14 protein-coding genes are annotated in these 19,491 nt (G+C 65.1%); 5 read left to right on the top strand and 9 right to left on the bottom strand.

The genetic code is table 11. The features are described from left to right. The first annotated feature begins 172 nt into the window (after nt 1–172). The 3 genes from CO669_RS30085 (at nt 173) to CO669_RS30075 (ending at nt 2,649) form a co-directional block, all read left to right on the top strand. Nucleotides 173–1,018, top strand: coding sequence for a CmcJ/NvfI family oxidoreductase (locus CO669_RS30085; RefSeq protein WP_097665051.1), 846 nt, complete (start codon nt 173–175; stop codon nt 1,016–1,018). A 102-nt stretch (nt 1,019–1,120) separates the two neighbouring features. Then, nucleotides 1,121–1,435: a septal ring lytic transglycosylase RlpA family protein gene (locus CO669_RS30080; RefSeq protein ID WP_097665047.1), complete on the top strand. Its 315-nt coding sequence runs from the start codon at nt 1,121–1,123 to the stop codon at nt 1,433–1,435. A gap of 44 nt (nt 1,436–1,479) precedes the next feature. Further along, nucleotides 1,480–2,649 carry a Gfo/Idh/MocA family oxidoreductase gene (locus CO669_RS30075; RefSeq protein WP_097665043.1) on the top strand — a complete coding sequence of 390 codons (1,170 nt, stop codon included), beginning with the start codon at nt 1,480–1,482 and terminating at the stop codon, nt 2,647–2,649. 512 nt (nt 2,650–3,161) lie between these two features. On the opposite strand, the gene CO669_RS30070 is transcribed toward CO669_RS30075, so the two are convergent. From CO669_RS30070 to CO669_RS30030, 9 genes are all read right to left on the bottom strand, one after another. Continuing rightward, on the bottom strand, nt 3,162–3,350 hold the full coding sequence (locus CO669_RS30070) for a hypothetical protein (protein ID WP_143278765.1): 189 nt from the start codon (nt 3,348–3,350) through the stop codon (nt 3,162–3,164). A 389-nt stretch (nt 3,351–3,739) separates the two neighbouring features. Further along, nucleotides 3,740–5,050 (bottom strand): ABC transporter substrate-binding protein, encoded by a 1,311-nt coding sequence (locus CO669_RS30065; RefSeq protein ID WP_097665024.1) that lies wholly within the window; start codon nt 5,048–5,050, stop codon nt 3,740–3,742. Nucleotides 5,051–5,207: 157 nt separating this feature from the next. Next, nucleotides 5,208–7,718 (bottom strand): excinuclease ABC subunit UvrA, encoded by a 2,511-nt coding sequence (gene uvrA / locus CO669_RS30060; protein ID WP_097665021.1) that lies wholly within the window; start codon nt 7,716–7,718, stop codon nt 5,208–5,210. A gap of 157 nt (nt 7,719–7,875) precedes the next feature. Next, on the bottom strand, nt 7,876–9,111 hold the full coding sequence (locus CO669_RS30055) for an ABC transporter substrate-binding protein (RefSeq protein ID WP_097665019.1): 1,236 nt from the start codon (nt 9,109–9,111) through the stop codon (nt 7,876–7,878). 40 nt (nt 9,112–9,151) lie between these two features. Continuing rightward, nucleotides 9,152–10,633, bottom strand: coding sequence for an ATP-binding cassette domain-containing protein (locus CO669_RS30050; protein ID WP_198964337.1), 1,482 nt, complete (start codon nt 10,631–10,633; stop codon nt 9,152–9,154). Beyond that, on the bottom strand, nt 10,633–11,559 hold the full coding sequence (locus CO669_RS30045) for a branched-chain amino acid ABC transporter permease (RefSeq protein WP_097664996.1): 927 nt from the start codon (nt 11,557–11,559) through the stop codon (nt 10,633–10,635). Before CO669_RS30045 ends, CO669_RS30050 begins: the two co-directional genes overlap by 1 nt. A gap of 1 nt (nt 11,560) precedes the next feature. Next, nucleotides 11,561–12,436 (bottom strand): branched-chain amino acid ABC transporter permease, encoded by an 876-nt coding sequence (locus CO669_RS30040; RefSeq protein ID WP_097664993.1) that lies wholly within the window; start codon nt 12,434–12,436, stop codon nt 11,561–11,563. A 430-nt stretch (nt 12,437–12,866) separates the two neighbouring features. Next, nucleotides 12,867–14,051 (bottom strand): calcium-binding protein, encoded by a 1,185-nt coding sequence (locus CO669_RS30035; RefSeq protein WP_198964336.1) that lies wholly within the window; start codon nt 14,049–14,051, stop codon nt 12,867–12,869. Nucleotides 14,052–14,420: 369 nt separating this feature from the next. After that, a complete protein-coding gene (locus CO669_RS30030) occupies nt 14,421–15,668 on the bottom strand; it encodes an SMP-30/gluconolactonase/LRE family protein (RefSeq protein WP_198964335.1) in 1,248 nt (415 codons plus the stop codon). 321 nt (nt 15,669–15,989) lie between these two features. Here CO669_RS30030 and CO669_RS30025 point away from each other — a divergent pair, with 321 nt between their 5' ends. Both CO669_RS30025 and CO669_RS30010 read left to right on the top strand, forming a co-directional pair. Continuing rightward, nucleotides 15,990–16,247 carry a hypothetical protein gene (locus CO669_RS30025; protein WP_097664987.1) on the top strand — a complete coding sequence of 86 codons (258 nt, stop codon included), beginning with the start codon at nt 15,990–15,992 and terminating at the stop codon, nt 16,245–16,247. Nucleotides 16,248–17,814: 1,567 nt separating this feature from the next. Next, nucleotides 17,815–19,377, top strand: a complete 1,563-nt coding sequence (locus CO669_RS30010) for a 2-isopropylmalate synthase (protein WP_097664970.1) — start codon at nt 17,815–17,817, stop codon at nt 19,375–19,377. The last annotated feature ends 114 nt before the right edge of the window (nt 19,378–19,491 follow it).

Raw genomic sequence — 19,491 nt, 5'->3', positions numbered from 1 at the left:
CACTCAAGCATCCGTGAGCGGCAAGAACACGTTCCAAACCAGCCGGTTTTTCGAAACGTTCCTGCTGTATTCCTCAGCCTCGGCAACACCCTCATTGCTATTTGCACCGCACCTCTTGCGCCTCTCGGCACTCCCGCAAAATCAAACACACGACCACATCGGGAGACCGGCCATGGGCCTGCAAGAAACAAGAATCGAATCGCTTCCCTTCGTCACTGCCGAACTCAACTATCTCGCGCCGACATCTGGCAAGCCGCGCACCTACGCCTTCGATCCTCCGCCCGGCGAGCCCAAGAGCACGTCGTTGCCGGAGCCGCACCAGGTGCCGATCTTCGACGCGCGACTGATCGCGCACAATTTCTCGCTCGATCGCGAGGGCTTTGCGCTGCTGCGTCATCCGACCCGGGTGAAGGATTTCTACGACGAGGACGAGGTGAGGGCGGTCTACTATCCCGCCGTCGAAGCGTTCCTGCGCGCCACGCTGAAGGCCGACCGCGTCGTCATCTTCGACCATACCGTGCGCAAGCGTGTCGAGGGCGCGCCGGATATCCGCGGCGGCGGCCCGCGCCAGCCGGCGACGCGCGTCCATGTCGATCAGACCGTCGTCTCCGGCGCCAATCGCGTCCGCGAGCATCTGCCCGACGAGGCCGAGCGGCTGTTGAAGGGCCGCGTGCAGGTGATCAATCTGTGGCGGCCGATCCGTGGGCCCCTGCGCGACTCGCCTCTCGCCATGGCCGACGCCACGACGGTTGCGCCTGACGATCTCGTCGCTTCCGACCTGATCTATCCCAACCGGCGCGGCGAGATCTATTCGGTGAAATACAATCCGAACCACCGCTGGTTCTACGTCCCCGAGATGACGCCGGACGAGGCGCTGCTGCTGAAGTGCTACGATTCCGCCACCGACGGCCGCACGCGGTTCGGGCCGCATACCGCATTCGTCGATCCGACTACGCCGGCCGGCGCCGCGCCGCGCGAAAGCATCGAGGTCCGCACGCTGGTGTTTCACAGCTCGTAACAAAGTGTGATGGCCCTGCCGGCGTTCCCGGCAGGGTTCCCGGAACCAGAGGGAACACAGCCAAGTTTGCAGCGCCGGGCAGGGCCAACCGGGAGCGGTGCCGTGCGAGCGCAGATGATACTTTGTTTTTGCCTGGCCACTTTTTTGCTTTCTGCCTTTTCTGTCGCCCAGGCCGAAAGCGGGCTTGCGTCGTACTATGGATACGGAAAAGCCGGTAAAGGCGGCGAGCTGACCTGCGCCCATCGGACGCGCCCGTTCGGCAGCGTCCTCAGAGTGTCCTGGAGCGGGCGAACGATCCAATGCCGCGTCAATGATCGCGGTCCCTTCATCCGTGGCCGCATCGTCGACCTCTCGGTGCCGGCCGCCCGTGCGCTCGGCATGATGAGCGCCGGCGTGGTGCGAGTCTCCGTGGAATAGGCCGGCATGCGCGCTATAGTGCCGCTTGGAGCAAGAGGGGCGCTATGGCCAAGATCAGGGTGGGACTCGTCGGCTGCGGCTTCGTGTCGGAGCTGCATATGTATGCGTTCCGGCGCGTCTATGGTGTCGACGTCGAGGTCGCGGCGGTGGCCGCGCGCGGCGATCGCGTCGTCGAATTCGCGCGGCATCACGGCATTCCGCGCGTCTATCGCAGCTTCACCGATCTGATCGCCGACGGCGAGCTCGACGTCGTCGACATCTGCACCCCGCCCAATCTTCATGCGGAGATGATCGTCGGCGCCATGCAGGCCGGCAAGCATGTGATCTGCGAAAAGCCGTTCGCCGGCTATTTCGGCCGTGACGGCGATGCGCAGCCGATCGGCAAGCACGTGCCGAAGGCGCTGATGTACCAGCGCGTGATCGAGGAGATGGACAGGACGCGCGCCGCGATCGAGCGCACCGGAAAGCTCTTCATGTATGCCGAGGACTGGGTTTACGCGCCGGCAGTGACCAAGACCGCGGAGATCGTCAAGGCGACGAAAGACAAGATCCTGTTCATGAAGGGCGAGGAGAGCCATTCCGGCTCGCACGCGGCGCATGCCGCGCAATGGGCGATGACGGGCGGCGGCTCGCTGATCCGCATGGGCTGCCATCCGCTCTCGGCCGTGCTGTATCTGAAGCAGGTCGAGGCCAGGGCGCGCGGCGAAACCATTCGCGTCGCCAGCGTCACCTGCGATGTCGGCAACGTCACCGCCGGCCTCAAGCCGGAGGAGCGCGTCTACATCAAGGCCAATCCCATCGACGTCGAGGATTGGGGCACGCTCACGGCAACCTTCTCCGACGGCACCAAGGCGACCGTGTTCTCCGGCGACATGATCATGGGCGGTGTGCGCAACCTGATCGAGACCTACACGTCCGGCGGCTCGCTGTTCGCCAACATCACGCCCAACAATCACCTGATGAGCTACCAGACCAGCGAGGAGAAGCTCGCGAGCGTCTACATCACCGAAAAGGTCGACCGCAAAACCGGCTGGCAATATGTCTGCCTCGAGGAGGAATGGACGCGCGGCTACTTGCAGGAGATCCAGGACTTCATGGAATGCGTCGCCACAGGCCGCCAGCCGCTGTCGGATCTCGCGCTGGCCTATGAGACGATCAAGGTGAACTACGCCGGCTATTGGGCGGCGGAGGAGGGACGGCGGGTGGTGCTGTAGGACGCGCCGCGCCCTCGCTATTTTCCGATAGCATCGCAGGGTGGGCAAAGCGCAGCGTGCCCACGTCTTCCGTCCTGATCGAGGGAGATCGTGGGCACGGCGCGGTTGCGCCTTTGCCCACCCTACGATATCGAGCGCGTGGAGAGTGTCCCTCACGAATAGAGCGATGCTGCTAACATGCGCCGACGGCAATCATGATCGCGATCGACGCCGCATCGTAGGGTGGGCAAAGCGCAGCGTGCCCACGTGTTCCGTCCTGATCGAGGGAGATCGTGGGCACGGCGCAAGTGCGCCTTTGCCCACCCTACGATGTCTTTGCCCACCCTAAACGCGTGGAGAGTTTCCCTCACAAATAGAGCGATGCCGTCGCTACCAGGCGCCGACGGCGATCATGAGCGCAATCGTCATGCAGGAGAGGCAGGCAATCGACGCAGCATAGAATTCGGGTGTGTTCAAGAGTGCCTCCTGAAATCTGCTTGTCTACAAATGCAGGTACGGCAAAGGGACGGACGTTATTTCCTGACGCGAGTCCATTCCTCCGGGGGCGTCGCATCGGTTCTGTCGGCGCCATCCGGGTCGGAGAAACCGTCATCCGCCCCAAGGAGCTCGGGACGTTTGCCTGTGAGCAGAAGCTGCTTGCGCATTTCGGCAAGCCGGGCGCGGCAAAATTCCTTGTAGAGCAATTCGAATATGGCGGGCATCGTCACCCCCAACCGTTGAAACCTACGCTTTGAAATGCCTGATCCCTGCTGGGCGGCTTCGTCATGCGAGCCGGATTTGCGAGGCCGTCGACCAACGCTGGACGGGATCGGATGTCCGCCTTGTACGTGCCAAAACGAAGCGGGACTAATTACCTGGATCACACTTTAAGAGGTTTTTGTTTCAACAGGACTTCGTGTCACAACTTGTACGCGCCGCCTCGCAGCCGAAAATCCAACTATAGCGCGAATGCAATGACCGGTGGATGCAAGTGCGCTTGATTGCAACGTGTCAGCGCAATCGCACGTGAAAGCGATCTCACCGTATCGCCGCTACGCGACGAGCCCCCCTCTCCCGCAAGTGGGAGAGGGTGCACCGCCGCCGCCGCCCCTCACGTCCCGTAAGTCGAGCCCTTCGGCAATGGAAACACCGGGTCCTGCGTCCGGATATTCGTCGGCCACACCACCGAAATGTGCTCGCCGGCGTTCTGCATCACCACCGGCGTCGAGCGCTCGTTCTGGCCGGACAGCGGCGTGCCCGGCGGGAAGAATTTCACGCCGTAGCCCTGGATGGTGCCGCCCGCGGGGATGTCGACGTCGAGTGCTGCTTTCCGGATCGCTTCGGGCTCGAAGCTGCCGTACTTCTCTCTGGCGACCGGCAGCACGTTGTTGAGCAGCACCCAGGTCTGGTTGAAGCCCATCGAGCAGTGCGGCGGCACGTCGGTCGCGCCGGTCTTGGTCTGATAGCGCGAGACCATGGTCCTGATCAGGTCGCCCATGCCCGGCGCCAGCTTGGCGGGATCGAGCAGCTGCGCCGGCACCGGATCGATGTTGCAGAAATTGTCGATGTCGGCACCAAACGTGGCGCGCAGCTTGTCGAGCTGGCTGTAGCCCGCACCGGCCCCGAACAGCATCTTGAAGCGCAACCCGCTCTCGCGGGCCTGGCGCAGGAACAGGGTGATGTCGGGGTTGTAGCCGGCATGCGAGATCACGTCGGCCTTGGCGCGCTTGATTTTCGTGACGAGCACCGACAGGTCGGGAGCGGATGCCGAGTAGCCTTCGCGCAACACCACCTGGATGCCGGCCTGCTTGGCGTAGGCCTCGTCCGCGGCGGCGACGCCGACGCCATAGGGACCGTCCTCGTGGATCAACGCGACCTTGACGTCCTTGGGATCCATGCCGAGCTTGGCCTGCGCGTGCTCGGCGAGGAAGCCGGCAAAGGCCTGGCCGTATTGGTCGGAATGAATCTGCGCGCGAAACACATACTGCAGGTTCTTGTCCTTGAACACGGCGGTCGAGACCGCGGTCGTGATCCAGAGGATCTTCTTCTGCTGCTCGACCTTCGCCGCCATCGGCACTGCGTGGGCGCTGGAATAGACGCCGTTGATGATGTCGATCTTTTCCTGGCTGATCAGCCGCTCGGCTTCGTTGATGGCAACATCGGCCTTGCTCTGGGAGTCCACGGCAACAGGCACGATCCTGGTCTTGCCGCCGATGCCGCCTTTTTCGTTGACGAGATCGATGGCGATCTGCGCGCCGACCGAGGAGGCGACGGAGCCGCCGGCGGCGAACGGGCCGGTGAGGTCGTAGATCAGGCCGATGCGCAAATTCTCGGCCTGCGCCTGGGCCCTGGTCCAATCGAGGCTGAGCGTAGCGGCGGCAGCCGCCGTACCCTTCAGCAGCTGCCTGCGTGAAGTCGGCATCCTATCCTCCCTCAAAACCGTTTTATGATTGGTTGTTATTTTTTTGCGAAGTATGGGGAGGGGGATCGCGGAAAGTCAACATCGCGAAAGTCGAGGTCAGTCGTCGACTGCGCTGAACGCAATTGCGAAATGACGGCGCGGCCAGCTCGATCGCGCGCTACTGCTTCAACCGCCGCGCCAGATATGGCGCCGTCTTGCCGCCGGCCTCGGCGACCCGCTCGGGCGTTCCCGCCGCGACGACACGGCCGCCCTCGTCGCCGGCCCCGGGTCCGAGATCGATGATCCAGTCGCTGTGCGCCACGACGTCCATGTCGTGCTCGACCACGATCACGCTGTTGCCGGCGTCCACGATCCGCTCCAACTGCGCGATCAGCCGCTCGACGTCGCGCGGATGAAGGCCGGTGGTCGGCTCGTCCAGCACATAGAGCGTATGGCCGCGTTGCGGACGCATCAGCTCGGTCGCGAGCTTGATGCGCTGGGCCTCGCCGCCGGACAATTCGGTTGCGGACTGGCCGAGGCGGATATAGCCGAGCCCGACCTCGCGCACGACCGCGAGCGACCGGCTCAGGGCGGAATCGTCACCGAAGAAGTCGAAAGCCTCGTCCACGCGCATCGCCAATACGTCTGCGATGGATTTGCCGCGGATCTTCACCTCCAGCGTCTTGGCGTTGTAGCGCGCGCCCTTGCAGGCCGGGCAGGGCGCGTAGACGCTGGGCAGGAACAGCAGCTCGACGCAGACGAAGCCCTCGCCTTCGCAGGTCGCACAGCGGCCCTTGGCGACGTTGAAGGAGAAGCGGCCGGCATCGTAGCGGCGTGATTTTGCCTGCGGCGTCGCCGCGAACAGCTTTCGCACATGATCGAACAGGCCGGTATAGGTCGCAAGGTTGGAGCGCGGCGTGCGGCCGATCGGCTTCTGGTCGACGACAACGAGGCGGTTGATGTGGTCGAGGCCGGCAACGATCTTGCCGCCCAGTGTCTCGACCGTGGGCGCAAGGCTGTCGTCGTCTGCGTCCGTGGGGAGCGTATGGCCGAGATGTGCGGCCACGGTATCGACGAGGAACTGGCTGATCAGGCTCGATTTGCCGGAGCCCGACACGCCGGTGATGCCCGCGATGACACCGAGCGGGATGTCGACGTCGAGGCCGCGCAGATTATTGCGGGTCACGCCCCTCAGCTTCAGATGCCGCTTCGGCTCGCGACGGACCGCCGGCAGCTTCTTGCGGGGGCGGGCGAGATAATGCGCGGTGCGCGATTGCGCGATCTCGCCGAGCCCTGCCGGTGGCCCGCTGTAGAGGACGAGCCCGCCGCCGTCGCCGGCGTCGGGGCCGACATCCACCAGCCAGTCGGCATGCCTGATCACCTCGATCTCGTGCTCGACCACGAAGATCGAGTTGCCGGCGTGCTTCAATCGGTCCAGCGCCCGCAGCAGCGCCTCGGTGTCGGCGGGGTGCAGGCCCGCGGACGGCTCGTCGAGCACGTAGACGACGCCGAACAGGTTGGAGCGGACCTGCGTCGCAAGGCGCAAGCGCTGCAATTCGCCCGGCGACAGCGTCGGCGTGCTGCGCTCGCAGGCGAGATAGCCGAGGCCGAGATCGATCAGCACGGCGAGGCGCGCCGACAGATCCTCGCAGATGCGCCGGGCTACGACGGTCTTTTCCGATTTGTCCGCCGAGCCTTTTGCGAACGGCTTGATCACCTCGTGCATCTCCTTGAGCGGCAGATGCGACATTTCGGCGATGTTGCGCCCGGCGAACTTCACCTTGAGCGCCTCGGGCTTCAGCCGTGTGCCGTGGCAGGTCGGGCAGTCCCGCGTGATCATGAATTGCGCGACGCGGCGCTTCATCATCGCGCTCTCGGACTTGGCGTAGGTCTGCATCACGTAGCGCTTGGCGCCCGTGAAGGTGCCCTGATAGCTCGGCTCCTCCTTGCGGCGCAGGGCCCGCTTGACCTCGGCGGCATCGTAGCCGGCATAGACAGGAACGGTCGGCTGCTCCTCGGTGAACAGGATCCAGTCGCGGTCCTTCTTCGGCAGCTCGCGCCAGGGCCTGTCGACGTCGTAGCCGAGCGTCGTCAGGATGTCGCGCAGGTTCTGGCCCTGCCAGGCACTTGGCCAGGCTGCGACGGCGCGCTCGCGGATCGTCTTGGTGTCGTCGGGCACCATCGATGTCTCGGTGACGTCGAGCATCCGCCCGATGCCGTGGCAGGTCGGGCAGGCGCCCTCCGGCGTGTTCGGCGAGAACGCCTCCGCATAGAGCATCGGCTGCCCCCGCGGATAATCGCCGGCGCGGGAATAGAGCATCCGCAGCAGGTTCGAGATGGTGGTGACGCTGCCGACCGAGGACCGCGTCGTCGGCGCGCCGCGCTGCTGCTGCAGTGCCACGGCCGGCGGCAGGCCCTCGATGTCGTCGACCTCAGGAATCTGCATCTGGTGAAACAGCCGCCGCGCATAGGGCGACACCGATTCCAGGTAGCGCCGCTGCGCCTCCGCATAGATCGTCCCGAAGGCGAGCGAGGATTTGCCAGAGCCCGACACGCCGGTGAACACGACGAGGGCGTTGCGCGGGATCCTGACGTCGACGTTCTTGAGATTGTGCTCGCGCGCACCGCGGACCCGAACGAAGCCGTCGTCCTGCGTCGGGCTCCCGGTTTGTCTTGCTCGATCGTCCATCTCGCGCCTCCGCCCCGAATGAGGGGTAACGGCAAGATCGCAGGATGGGTCCTCCGAGGCCAGCACGCCGGTTCCGTTCTGCACAAAGCAACAAGGCCCGCCGCTGGCATCGCGACGGGCCTTGCAGGGGACGCGGGGCCGGGGGCCGGCCCGCCGGTTACTGCGACAGCTTCACGAAGTTCGGAAACTTCATCTTGCCTTCCGCGATCTTCTCCGGCCAGACCACGACCTGCTTCTGGTCCTGCCACTGGAAGACGAGACCGGTGACGGTGCCCGGGCCGGACTTGATGCCGTGGGTGAACTCGTCGTTCTTGCCGTAGAACTGGATCTGGCCGATCGTGCCCTCGTAATCGGTCTTCTCCAGCTCCGTGACCATCTTGTCGGGATCGGTCGAACCGGCGCGCTTGATCGCGTCGGTGATCATGTAGACCTCGTCATAGGCGGTGTAGCCGGTATAGGCCGGCGGCTGGCCGAACTTCGCCTTGAAGGCGGCCGCGAACGGCTTGGTCTTCGAAGTCACCGCGACGTCGGGCGTTGCGACCGCCAGCGAGGGGATGCCGTCGGCAGCGCCGTTGGTGTCCTTCCAGAAGGTCGGGCTCAGCGCCTGCGCGGAGATGCCGAACATCGGGATCGGCACCTGCTGGTTCTTCCACTGCACCGTCGGCTGCACGCCGACATGCGAGATGCCGGTCACGATCACGTCGGGCTTCTTGCTCTCGATGTTGTTGAAGATCGGCGTGAAGTCGGTGGTATCGGGCGAGAAGCGCACGTGCTCGACGACCTTCAGTCCAGCCTTGGGCAGGCAGGCCTCGTAGCCGACGTCGAGCGGCTTGGTCCAGGCGGCGTCCTCGCTCATGATCGCGACCGTCTTGAACTTGAGCTTGTCGACGAGGAGGTCCTTGGCGGCGTCGCAGACGAGCTGGGCCTGGGCCGCCGAGGTCAGATAGCCGTGGAAGGTGTACTTGTTCTTCTCATAGTCGTTGTGGATCGCCTTGGTGATCTCGTTCGACGCCGCACCCGGCGTGATCAGCGGCATCTTCAGCCGCGCTGCCCAGGGCTCCAGCGCCAGCACGACCTCGGAGATGTAGCTCGCGATCACCGCGGAGACCTTGTCCTCGCTCACCGCGCGCTGGAAAGCGCGCACGGAATCGGCCGAGGAGCTCTTGTTGTCGTAGGTGACGATCTCGACCTTGCGGCCGAGAATGCCGCCCTTGGCGTTGATCTCGTCGGCGGCGATCTGGGCGCCGCCCGGGGTCGCGGCGCCCGCGATCGACTGCACCTCGGCAATGACCCCGATCTTGATCGGGTCGTTCGACTGGGCATAAGCGGGCGCGGCAAGGCACAGCGCAAGCGCGGAGGTGAGCAGGCTGAGGCTCGGAAAAGATGGTCGCATGGTCGTTTCCCTTTCTATGCTTCTTCTTGATGTCGATGACTTACAGAAAATCGGCGCCGGCCTCGCTCGCGAAGCGGCCGGGATCGCCCTCCCAGACGATCCGGGCGTGTTCGAGCACGTAGACGCGGTCGGCATGCGGCAGGGCGAAGGTGACGTTCTGCTCGCCGAGCAGCACCGTGATCGCCGTCGTCTCCCGCAGCTTCGTCAACGCCTTGGACAATTGCTCGAGGATGACGGGCGCAAGCCCCAGCGTCGGCTCGTCCAGGATCAGGATCTGCGGCTGCATCATCAGCGCGCGGCCGATCGCCAGCATCTGCTGCTCGCCGCCGGAGAGCGTCTGCGCCATCTGGCTCTGGCGCTCCTTCAGGATCGGGAACAGCTCGAACAGCCAGGCGAGCTGTGCGGCGCGCTTGTCGTCGGCAAGGTGCTGGCCGCCGAGATCGAGGTTCTCCCGCACGCTCATCTCGCCGAACAGCTCGCGCGATTCAGGACACTGCACGAGGCCGCTGCGGGCGATTTTGGCCGGGCTGGTGCCGCGCAGCTTTTCGCCGCCGCGGACGATCTCGCCGCTATAGGGCAGGAAACCGGAGATGGTGTTGAACAGCGTGGTCTTGCCGGCGCCGTTGAGGCCGACCACCGAGACGAACTCGCCCTCGTGGACGTGGATCGAGACGTTCTCCAGCGCCTGGGCCTTGCCGTAGAACACGCTGACATTCTCGACCTGGAGCAGCGGCACCTTGTCCTTGAAGCTGGTCTCCGGCCGCGCATGGGTCTCGATGGCGCCGCCGAGATAGACCCGGCGCACCGTCTCGTTTCGCATGACCTCGTCGGCCTTGCCGGTGACGATCTCCTCGCCGAGATACATCGCGAGCACGCGGTCGACGAGCGCGGCGACGCTCTTGACGTTGTGGTCGACCAGCATCACCGCGCGGCCCTCGTCGCGAAAGCTGCGGATCAGGTCGGAGAAGGTGTTGACCTCGGCGCGCGTCAGGCCGGCGAAGGGCTCGTCCACCAGCACGACCTTGGGATCACGCGCGATGGCCTTGGCGAGCTCGAGCCGGCGCAGGTCGGCAAAGGGCAGCGTCGGCGGGCGGCGGTTCATCACGTTGCCGAGGCCGACGCGCTCGGCGATCCATTTGGCGCGCTCGACCAGCGCCTTGTCGGGAAACAGCATGAACAGGCTGTCCGGCAGCAGCGCGACCAGGATGTTCTCCAGCACCGTCTGCCGGTTCAGCGGCCGCGAGTGCTGGAACACCATGCCGAAGCCTTTTCGCGCGATCTTGTGCGCGGGCAGGCCGGCGACGTTCTCGCCCTCGAAGATCACCTCGCCCGCGGTGGGGCGCTCGATCCCCATCACGCTCTTCATCGCGGTCGATTTGCCCGAGCCGTTCGGCCCGATCAGGCCGAAGATCTCGCCGCTGTTGACCTCGAAGCCGAGGTTCTTCACCGCGGTCAGGCCGCCGAAGCGCTTGGTCAGGCCGCGGACTTCGAGCACGGCCCGGTTTGAAAGCCTCATATCCATCACGAGCGAGCCTCACGCGAGAGGGCCGCCCCGAGGAAGCCGCCGGGGAAGAACAGCACCACGAGCAGCGCCACCGCTGAGACGATGAAGGTCGCAAGCTCGCCGGTCGGGCGCAGGAACTCGCCGGCGACGATCAGGAAGATCGCGCCCAGCGCCGCGCCGAGCACGGTGCGGCGGCCGCCGAGCACGGCCGAGACGATCACGTTGACGCCGACCGCGACGTCGACGACCGTGCCGACCGAGGCGGTGCCGAAATAGAACACCAGCAGCGCGCCTGACAATCCGGAGAAGAACGCGGAGACGATGAAGGCGGCGAGCTTGTGCTTGACAATGTTGAAGCCGAGCGCGCCGGCCTGGACCGGGTCCTGGCCGCTGGCCTGCAGCACGAGCCCGATCGGCGATTGCGACAGGCCATAGAGGATCGCGGCGGAGATCGTCATGAAGCCGAGCGCGATCCAGTAGTTGGTGCCGGCATTGATGCTGATGACGTCGGGGATGGTGAGCCCGATCTCGCCGCCGGTGAGATCGGCGAACACCACGATGAAATTCTGCAGCATCAGCACGGCGACCAGCGTGGTCAGGCCGAAATAGGGGCCGCGCACCCTGAGCGCCGGCAGCGCCAGCACGAGGCCGGCGACGACGGAGGCGAGCGCGCCGAGCACGATGCAGGGATAGACCGACCAGCCGAACTGGGCGTTGAGGATGCCGGCGGTGTAGGCGCCGACGCCGATCAGGAAGGTCGGTCCGAAATTCACTTCGCCGGCAAAGCCGAACAGCAGATCCCAGGCCATGGCGAACACGCCGAAATAGAACGCGACGGTGAGCAGCCCGAGCACATAGCCGGAGACGTAGAGCGGCAGCGTCGCTGCGATCACGACGAGCGCGAGCGAGATGAAGAACAGGCGCGTGGTGAAGAAGTTCGACATCTCAGCGCCTCCCCAAGAGGCCCTGCGGCCGGATATACATCACGAACACGAGCAGCAGCAGCGCCGGGATGGTGCGATAGGCCGGCGAGACCAGGTAAGCCGTCAGCGTCTCGAGATAGCCGACCACGAAGGCCGCGATCAGCGAGCCGGAGACGCTGCCGAGGCCGCCGAGCACGACGATCGAGAACGCGCTCGCCGTCAAAGGGCCGACGCTATAGGAGCTGACGCCGAGGAACATGCCCAGCAGCACGCCGGCGATGCCGGCGAGGATGCCGTAGATCGCCCACACCACGATGTAGATGTTGGTGAGCTCGAGCCCCAGCAGCGTGACGCCGCGCGGGTTCATCGAGGCCGCCAGCACCGCCTTGCCGGTGCGGGTGCGGTTCACCAGCAGCCACAGCAGCGCGATGACGAGGCAGCACACGATGGCGGTGAAGATCTCGTTCTTCGGCGTCCGTACGCCGAGGATCTCGACCACGCCCTCGACGATCGGCAGCACGGTCTTGGCGTTGTTGGTGAAGAAATAGGCGATCACCTCCTGGATCATGATGCCCCACAGCAGCGTGCCCGTGAGGACGAAGATCTCCTTCTCCTCGTTCGGGATGCGCCGGGAATCCTGGATCGGTTTCACCACCGCGAAATAGGTGGCAAACGCCGTGAGGAGGGCGACGCCGACGCCGATCAGCGCGCCGGCATAGGTGCCGACATTGAGCACGCTGGCTGCGGCCCATGCCGCCACCGCTGCAGCGACCATGATGGCACCGTGAGAGAGGTTGAGCACGCCCGAGACGCCGAAGATCAGGGTGAAGCCGGTGGCACCGAGGGCGTAGAGAGCGCTGATGGCAAAGCCATCGATCAGGATCTGGAAGACTCGCATTGATGATTTGGCCGGGCAGTCCGGCTGCCGCTTGGAGGAAAAGGTGCTGTGCGCCCGCCATGCGGAAATCATTCCGGGCGAGGCCCGGATGGGTTCCGATCAGTTCGCGGGTCGGCTTGATGGAGTGCTCGGGAGACTGGCGTCAGTCCTGACGACGTGCTCCGGCGCGCCGGTCACGGCGGCGTCGAGCGAATTCGCAATGCAACAGAGAGTCTTTTCTTCATGTTGTTTCTCTCCTTGAACAAGCCTCTTGTGAGCTATTGGGCGCAACTATAGCGGCGAGGCTACTGTCGGCAAGTGAAACTGCGTTCAGGATTGTGAGAGCGAACTAAAGTCTAGCGCTGCGCAAATAGAGACATGCGCAGTCATGCAGATTTCGGCGACGCCCATGCGTATGCGGCCTGCACGCGACCGTCCGGATCAGCGCGCCTCAGACGATGAAGTCCCTCGCGTTGAGGTCGGCGGCGTGGATGCCGTCCAGCGTGATCGTGTCATTGGCCGTCAGGTGGATCACCGCATTGCCGGCGCCGTCGTCGCCGATCAAGTTCTTCAGCGCGGCCCAGCCGGCAAAGCCATAGGCGTGGACGTCGATCACGTCATGCTCCCGCGCCGTGCTGCCGCCGGCCTTGTTGCCCTGATCGAAATCGTTGATCACATCCTGGCCCGAGCCCGCGCTGAATACGAATAGATCGTTGTTCGGCCCGCCCCAGAGCTGGTCGTTGCCGCCCCCGCCGTTGAGAACGTCCCGGCCGCCGGTGATCGCGCCGCCCACGAACGGGTTGTAGGCTCGCGCATCGCCATAGAGAAGATCGCCGCGATCGCTGCCGTAGAGAATATCGTTGCCGCCCTGCGCATTGCCGGTCATCTGCGAGGCATCGCCGAACAGGGTGATGGACGTCGAGTCGGGGTTGCCGGCGACGGCTGCGATCAGAATGTCATTCCCACCACGGGCATTGTCGCTCATGTCCCCGCCATCACCGATGAGCGATGCGCTGCCGGACTGCGCGCCGACGCCGGCCGTATAGATGAGGATGTCGTTGCCGCCGCGTGCATCGCCGATCATGGACACCAGGGCATCGCCCGATATCGACGCGTTGCCGGAGGCGCCGGTCTGCGCCACGCTGACGATGTCGTTACCGCCTTGGCTATTGCCGCTCATCAGCGGTCCCGAATCGCCGCTGAACGCACCAGACGATCTGTCGCCCATCTCTGCCGTGATGAGGTCATTGCCGCCCTTGGCACTGCCGGTCATGGCAAGTTCGGCGTCGCCGGAGAGATAGACGTTCGCATAGGTCGCGTTCGAGGCGTCGACATGCAGCACGTCGTTGCCGCCGCGGGCTTGGTCGGACATGATCTGCGCGTCGCCGTCAAAGAACACGTAGGGCAGGCGCCCCTCGACCGTCGCGACCAGAAGGTCGTTGCCGCCATGCGATCGGCCGTTCAGGGTCGACTCGTCGCCGACAAACAGCAGGCTGCTGGGTCCGCCATCGACCGTTGCGACCATGATGTCGTTGCCGCCGCGGCCGTCGACCGGCAGACCGGCGTCTCCGAACGCGATCACGAGTTCCTCGCTTCCGACGCTGACGATGATGGTGTCGTTTGGCATATGGCGCATCGTGAAGACTCCCGGTCCGTGTCAGGCGCGGATCGCGCCGGGGCATCATGCCCGCGCGCCACGCTGCGGCTTTGCCGCATCGCGCATCATCTTTGGCTTGATGGCGGAGATTGGCCCACGGTGCAGCTTGATTGGGGCTGCGGAACCACGTCAGCGCGAGATCGTCGTCAAGTAGAGGTGTTTACCGCGATCGATCCGCAGATCGCGCGGCAGAAGGCGGTGCCGTAGGGTGGGCAAAGCGGAGCGTGCCCACGGTCCCGTCAATGCAGCACGAGATTGTGGGCACGTCGCGTTGCGCCTTTGCCCACCCTACGATAGCTGCGGAAGGGACGCCGGCCTTTCGTGCCGGCGCCCTGCCTGTGTCGTGGCTCAGCCTGGTCCTGCACCTTGCGTTGCCGTGAACACCGCATACAGCGATTGGCTCGCGGCCATGAACAGGCGGTTGCGCTTGGGGCCGCCGAAGGTGATGTTGCCGCACACTTCCGGCAGGCGGATGCGGCCGAGCAGCTTGCCTTCCGGCGACCACACCGTCACGCCGTTGTAGCCGACAGCGCGGCCGGCATTGCTGGAGGCCCAGACGTTGCCGTTGACGTCGCAGCGCAGGCCATCGGGCCCGCACTTCACGCCGTCGACCACGCAATCGCTGAACTTCTTGGCGTTCGACAGCTTGTTGTCGCCGCCGACGTCGAACACGAAGATCTCGCCCTTGCCGCCGGGGCCGGTATCGCCCGGGCCCTTGCCGGTGGAGGCGACGTACAGCTTCTTGTAGTCGGGCGAGAAGCAGAGGCCGTTCGGGTCAGGCACCTGCTCCTCTGTGACGACGAGGTCGATGCGGCCGGACGGGTCGATGCGATAGCAATTGGTCGGCAGCTCGCGCTTGCCCGGCGTGAAACCGGCCGGCTGTCCGATCTTCGGATTGAGCTTGCCGCCCGCATTGCTCGCGCCACCGGCGGCATCCGGCTCGCCTTCGTAGAGCTGGCCGCCATAGGGAGGATCGGTGAACCAGTAGCTGCCGTCGGGATGCGCGACGACGTCGTTCGGCGAGTTCAGCTTCTTGCCGTTGTAATTGTCGCAGAGCACGGTGGCGGTGCCGTCATGCTCGTAGCGCGTCACTCGGCGGGTCAGGTGCTCGCAGGAGAGCTGCCGGCCCTGGAAGTCGAAGGAGTTGCCGTTGGAATTGTTGGACGGTGTGCGAAACACGCTGACGCGGCCGTCGTCCTCGCTCCAGCGCATCTGCCGGTTGTTGGGAATGTCGCTCCACAGCAGATATCTTCCCTGCGCGCTCCATGCCGGGCCCTCGGCCCAGAGCACGCCGGTGTAGAGGCGCTTGATCGCGGTGTTGGGCTGCGCGAGATCGTTGAAGGAAGGATCGACCGCGATGATGTCGGGGTCCCAGAAATAGGTGGTGGGCGCGCCATGCGGGCCGAAATCGCGCGGTGGCGTGGTGATGGTGGTCGGCGGTGCGGCGGGTCCGGTCTGGGCCAGCGCCGGGCCGGCCACGGTCGCGGCGGCGCCGAGCGCGAGCCCCCGGACAAGTGTTCGTCGTGAAAGCGCAGCATCCTGCTCACGCGGCCCGTGGTCACGAGCCGCGTCGTCACGAGCCTCTTGGCGTGTCATTGCGTCCTCCCAATGATGTTCGCTGGCCGGTTGATCCGGCCGAGCGGAAGCGGAGGTTAATGCGGTCCGCGGCCGGTTGCGAGGGGTTGAATCGAAACCAATGCGCGATCGCAGGTCGCAATGTCGTCATATTCGAGTGCGCTCGCGCAGACTCTGTGTCGGAGCTTGGATGCGCGATCAGGAGGGTTTCGAGATATTCGCTGCCCCAGGGAAAATGCGTGCGGCAAAGCGCGGCATGCAACCTATTCTGCCCGGTTCGAGCCATGATTTCGCGCCGATTGCCCCGCATGAACCGTCCGAAGGCAAGGAACGGAGCAGAACGTGGGTGGCGTCATCGTATTGATCGTGTTGCTGGGGATCGCGTTCGCGGCCGGCTATTTCACGCGCGACTACATCTCCAGCAAACGACGTGCGGAGGCCCGCCGCTGGCGCGAATATGCCGAGCCGGATTGGCTGCCCGCCAATGCCGCCAACACCAACGAGATCGCGAGCGCCATCACGGCGCCGGTGTCCAACGGCGAGCTCGGCCAGATGCTCGATCGCTGGGAGACCAGGGCCCGCGCCCGTCGCGCGGTGTAGGCGAGGCAAGCCCGAGTCTCGTAGCCCGGATGGAGCGAAGCGAAATCCGGGGCCGCTCGCCCGGCATCTTCGACTCCCGGATTACGCTTCGCTCCATCCGGGCTACGGCACCGGCCCTGTGGTCGGCCCCGTGTCAATCCATCCGCGCAAAAATATTCCACTTTACCGAAATTCGGAATTGTCGTAGGTGTTGCCTATCCCGGCTCACCAAGAGGGGCGATCTCGTCGTCGTCTTGATCGCGAGCCGGGCTTGCGGTGGACGCGGCAGCGTCGGCACGAGATGGGACGGGCAGGGCGGGTAGTCCCTGTGAGCCCGGGACCTGCGTGCAGACGAGCGACGCTGAACGCGTACGGCAAAACCGTGTGGTCCTGGCCGTCGTTGCTACGGTCAAGCCTTTCGCGGAGATGTGCGCGAGCCCAACCGGGCGGACGGCATTGTCAATTCGCGGGGCGAGGGAGGCCAGAAGGAAAGTTCGGCTCCCGGGAGAGCACGGCATAAGCCGTCCGACCATCGCGCAGGGAAGGCCGAGTGATTGGCACCACCTGTATGCTGCTGTGCGGTTCTTCCTGCGTGTGCATTTCGCGCAGCGGACCGCGGGTGCGAGGTCAGCACCCGGTCTTCCCTGCGCCCTCTCGGCAAAGAGGGCGATGCGATCAAGCAAAGCTCGGGCGAATTGCGCCGCGAGGTCGTGAATGCATGTCTGTCAGCCGAGCTGCGTGCCAAAGGCGCGATGTCGTAGGGTGGGCAAAGCGCAAGCGTGCCCACGTCCTGTTGCTCATGGAGAAAGGTCGTGGGCACGGCGCAAGTGCGCCTTTGCCCACCCTACGGCACTTGCTGCCACCAGATACGCAGTGTCATCGCCCGGCTCGACCGGGCGATCCAGTATTCCAGAGGCCGCAATGATCGAACCGAGACACCGCGGCGTACTGGATTCCCGGCCTTCGCGGGGAATGACAGTTGTCACTTGGAGAAGCAGGCCATCGCCTCACACTCCGTCATTGCGAAGAGCCAGCGCCACCCTCCGCTCCCGTGCCCCGGACGCAGCGCAGCGGCCGGCGATGCGTCGCATCGTCCGGGGTGGTGCGCTGCAGAGCCGGGGGCCCACGCCACCGGTCGCCGTGCCGCCCCCGGCACCCGGCTCCGCGCCGCGACGCCTGCGCGCGGCGGCGCCGTGCAGAACCTGCGCCCCGCGCAATCAGGTCAACCACCCTGACCATCTTTTGGCGTTGCAGTTGCTGCCATTTCTCGTCTAGAAACGAGCACTGGGCCTCCCGGCAACCAACCGTCAACGGTTTTGTCCGAGGATTTGTGGGCTCAAAAGGGTCTGGCAATGCTGATTCGCGGCCAAATCGATGGGATTTCGGGGGAGGTGGCTCTGGCCGCCGCCACGATCCCGGCCGCGCTGCTGCCCACCCTGCTTCTTGGCGGGCTTCTTCTTAGCTGCCCCTGAGGGCCGGCTGGGCGCCATGCGCCTGGGCGCTCAGGGGTTGGTCGAGATCACCGGACACCTCAAGCGCCAGGGACGAAAACAGTCTGAACGGCGCAAAAGCTCAAAAGGAATTTGAAATGGCCACCGTGAACAAGTCCGAGAAGGACCGCGTCATCATTTTCGACACCACGCTGCGCGACGGCGAGCAGTGCCCCGGCGCCACCATGACCTTCGAGGAGAAGCTCGAGGTCGCCGAGCTCTTGGACGATATGGGCGTCGACGTGATCGAGGCCGGCTTCCCGATCACGTCGCAGGGCGACTTCGAAGCGGTGAGCGAGATCGCGCGGCGCTCCAAGAACGCCGTCATCGCCGGCCTGTCCCGTGCCCATCCCGCCGATATCGACCGCTGCGCCGAGGCGGTGAAGTTCGCCAAGCGCGGCCGCGTCCACACCGTGATCGCGACCTCGCCGCTGCACATGCGGGTGAAGTTGAACAAGACGCCGGAAGAGGTGCTCGATACCTCGGTCGCGATGGTGGCCCGTGCCCGCAACCAGATCGACGACGTCGAATGGTCGGCCGAAGACGGCACCCGCAGCGAGATGGATTTCCTGTGCCGCATCGTCGAGGCCGTGATCAAGGCCGGCGCCACCACGGTGAACATCCCCGACACCGTCGGCTACACGGTGCCGGAGGAATACACCCACTTCATGAAGACGCTGATCGAGCGCGTGCCGAACTCGGACAAGGCCGTGTTCTCCGTGCATTGCCATAACGACCTCGGCATGGCCGTGGCGAACTCGCTGGCCGGCATCGTCGGCGGCGCGCGCCAGGTCGAGTGCACCATCAACGGCATCGGCGAGCGCGCCGGCAACGCTGCGCTCGAGGAGATCGTGATGGCGATCAACGTGCGCAACGACAAATTCCCCTACTGGAACAAGATCGACACCACGCAGCTGACCCGCGCCTCCAAGGTGGTGTCGGCGGCGACCTCGTTCCCGGTCCAGTACAACAAGGCCATCGTCGGCCGGAACGCGTTCGCGCACGAGAGCGGCATCCACCAGGACGGCGTGCTGAAGGACGCTTCCACCTACGAGATCATGCGGCCCGAAATGGTCGGCCTGAAGCAGTCCTCGCTGGTGCTGGGCAAGCACTCCGGCCGCCACGCCTTCGTGCACAAGCTGGAGGAGATGGGCTACAAGCTCGGCCCGAACCAGCTGGAAGATGCGTTCACGCGGATGAAGGCGCTGGCCGACCGCAAGAAGGACATCTACGACGAGGACATCGAGGCGCTGGTCGACGAGGAGATGGCGGCCTCGCACGACCGCATCAAGCTGACCTCGCTGACCGTGATCGCCGGCACCCATGGCCCGCAGCGCGCGACCATGAAGCTGGACGTCGACGGCCAGATCAAGATCGAGGAGGCCGAGGGCAACGGTCCGGTCGATGCGGTGTTCAACTGCATCAAGCGCCTGGTGCCGCACGAGGCCAAGCTCGAGCTGTACCAGGTCCACGCGGTCACCGAAGGCACCGACGCGCAGGCGGAAGTGTCGGTGCGGCTGTCCCAGGACGGCCGCTCGATGACGGCGCGCGCGGCGGATCCGGACACGCTGGTGGCCTCGGCCAAGGCCTATCTCGGCGCGCTCAACAAGATCGTCATGAAGCGCCAGCGCGACACCGTGACGGCGGCTGCGGCGAACTGACGAGCGAAGCTCGTCATCCCGGGGCGCCTCGAAGAGGCGAACCCGGGATCTCGAGATTCTCAGGTGCGCAGTTGCGCACCGGAGTTCGATGCTTTGCATCGCCCCGGAATGACG

The sequence above is a fragment of the Bradyrhizobium sp. Y36 genome (assembly GCF_002531575.1).
GTDB lineage: Bacteria > Pseudomonadota > Alphaproteobacteria > Rhizobiales > Xanthobacteraceae > Bradyrhizobium.
This window is presented reverse-complemented; position numbering and strand designations above follow the sequence as displayed.

What these genes read in the sequence shown, in the direction of transcription:
- CO669_RS30085 (WP_097665051.1), top strand. Translation starts at nt 173, where the DNA reads ATGGGCCTGCAAGAAACAAGAATCGAATCGCTTCCCTTCGTCACTGCC.
- CO669_RS30075 (WP_097665043.1), top strand. Translation starts at nt 1,480, where the DNA reads ATGGCCAAGATCAGGGTGGGACTCGTCGGCTGCGGCTTCGTGTCGGAG.
- CO669_RS30070 (WP_143278765.1), bottom strand. Translation starts at nt 3,350, where the DNA reads ATGCCCGCCATATTCGAATTGCTCTACAAGGAATTTTGCCGCGCCCGG.
- CO669_RS30065 (WP_097665024.1), bottom strand. Translation starts at nt 5,050, where the DNA reads ATGCCGACTTCACGCAGGCAGCTGCTGAAGGGTACGGCGGCTGCCGCC.
- uvrA (WP_097665021.1), bottom strand. Translation starts at nt 7,718, where the DNA reads ATGGACGATCGAGCAAGACAAACCGGGAGCCCGACGCAGGACGACGGC.
- CO669_RS30055 (WP_097665019.1), bottom strand. Translation starts at nt 9,111, where the DNA reads ATGCGACCATCTTTTCCGAGCCTCAGCCTGCTCACCTCCGCGCTTGCG.
- CO669_RS30050 (WP_198964337.1), bottom strand. Translation starts at nt 10,633, where the DNA reads ATGGATATGAGGCTTTCAAACCGGGCCGTGCTCGAAGTCCGCGGCCTG.
- CO669_RS30045 (WP_097664996.1), bottom strand. Translation starts at nt 11,559, where the DNA reads ATGTCGAACTTCTTCACCACGCGCCTGTTCTTCATCTCGCTCGCGCTC.
- CO669_RS30040 (WP_097664993.1), bottom strand. Translation starts at nt 12,436, where the DNA reads ATGCGAGTCTTCCAGATCCTGATCGATGGCTTTGCCATCAGCGCTCTC.
- CO669_RS30035 (WP_198964336.1), bottom strand. Translation starts at nt 14,051, where the DNA reads ATGCGCCATATGCCAAACGACACCATCATCGTCAGCGTCGGAAGCGAG.
- CO669_RS30030 (WP_198964335.1), bottom strand. Translation starts at nt 15,668, where the DNA reads ATGACACGCCAAGAGGCTCGTGACGACGCGGCTCGTGACCACGGGCCG.
- CO669_RS30010 (WP_097664970.1), top strand. Translation starts at nt 17,815, where the DNA reads ATGGCCACCGTGAACAAGTCCGAGAAGGACCGCGTCATCATTTTCGAC.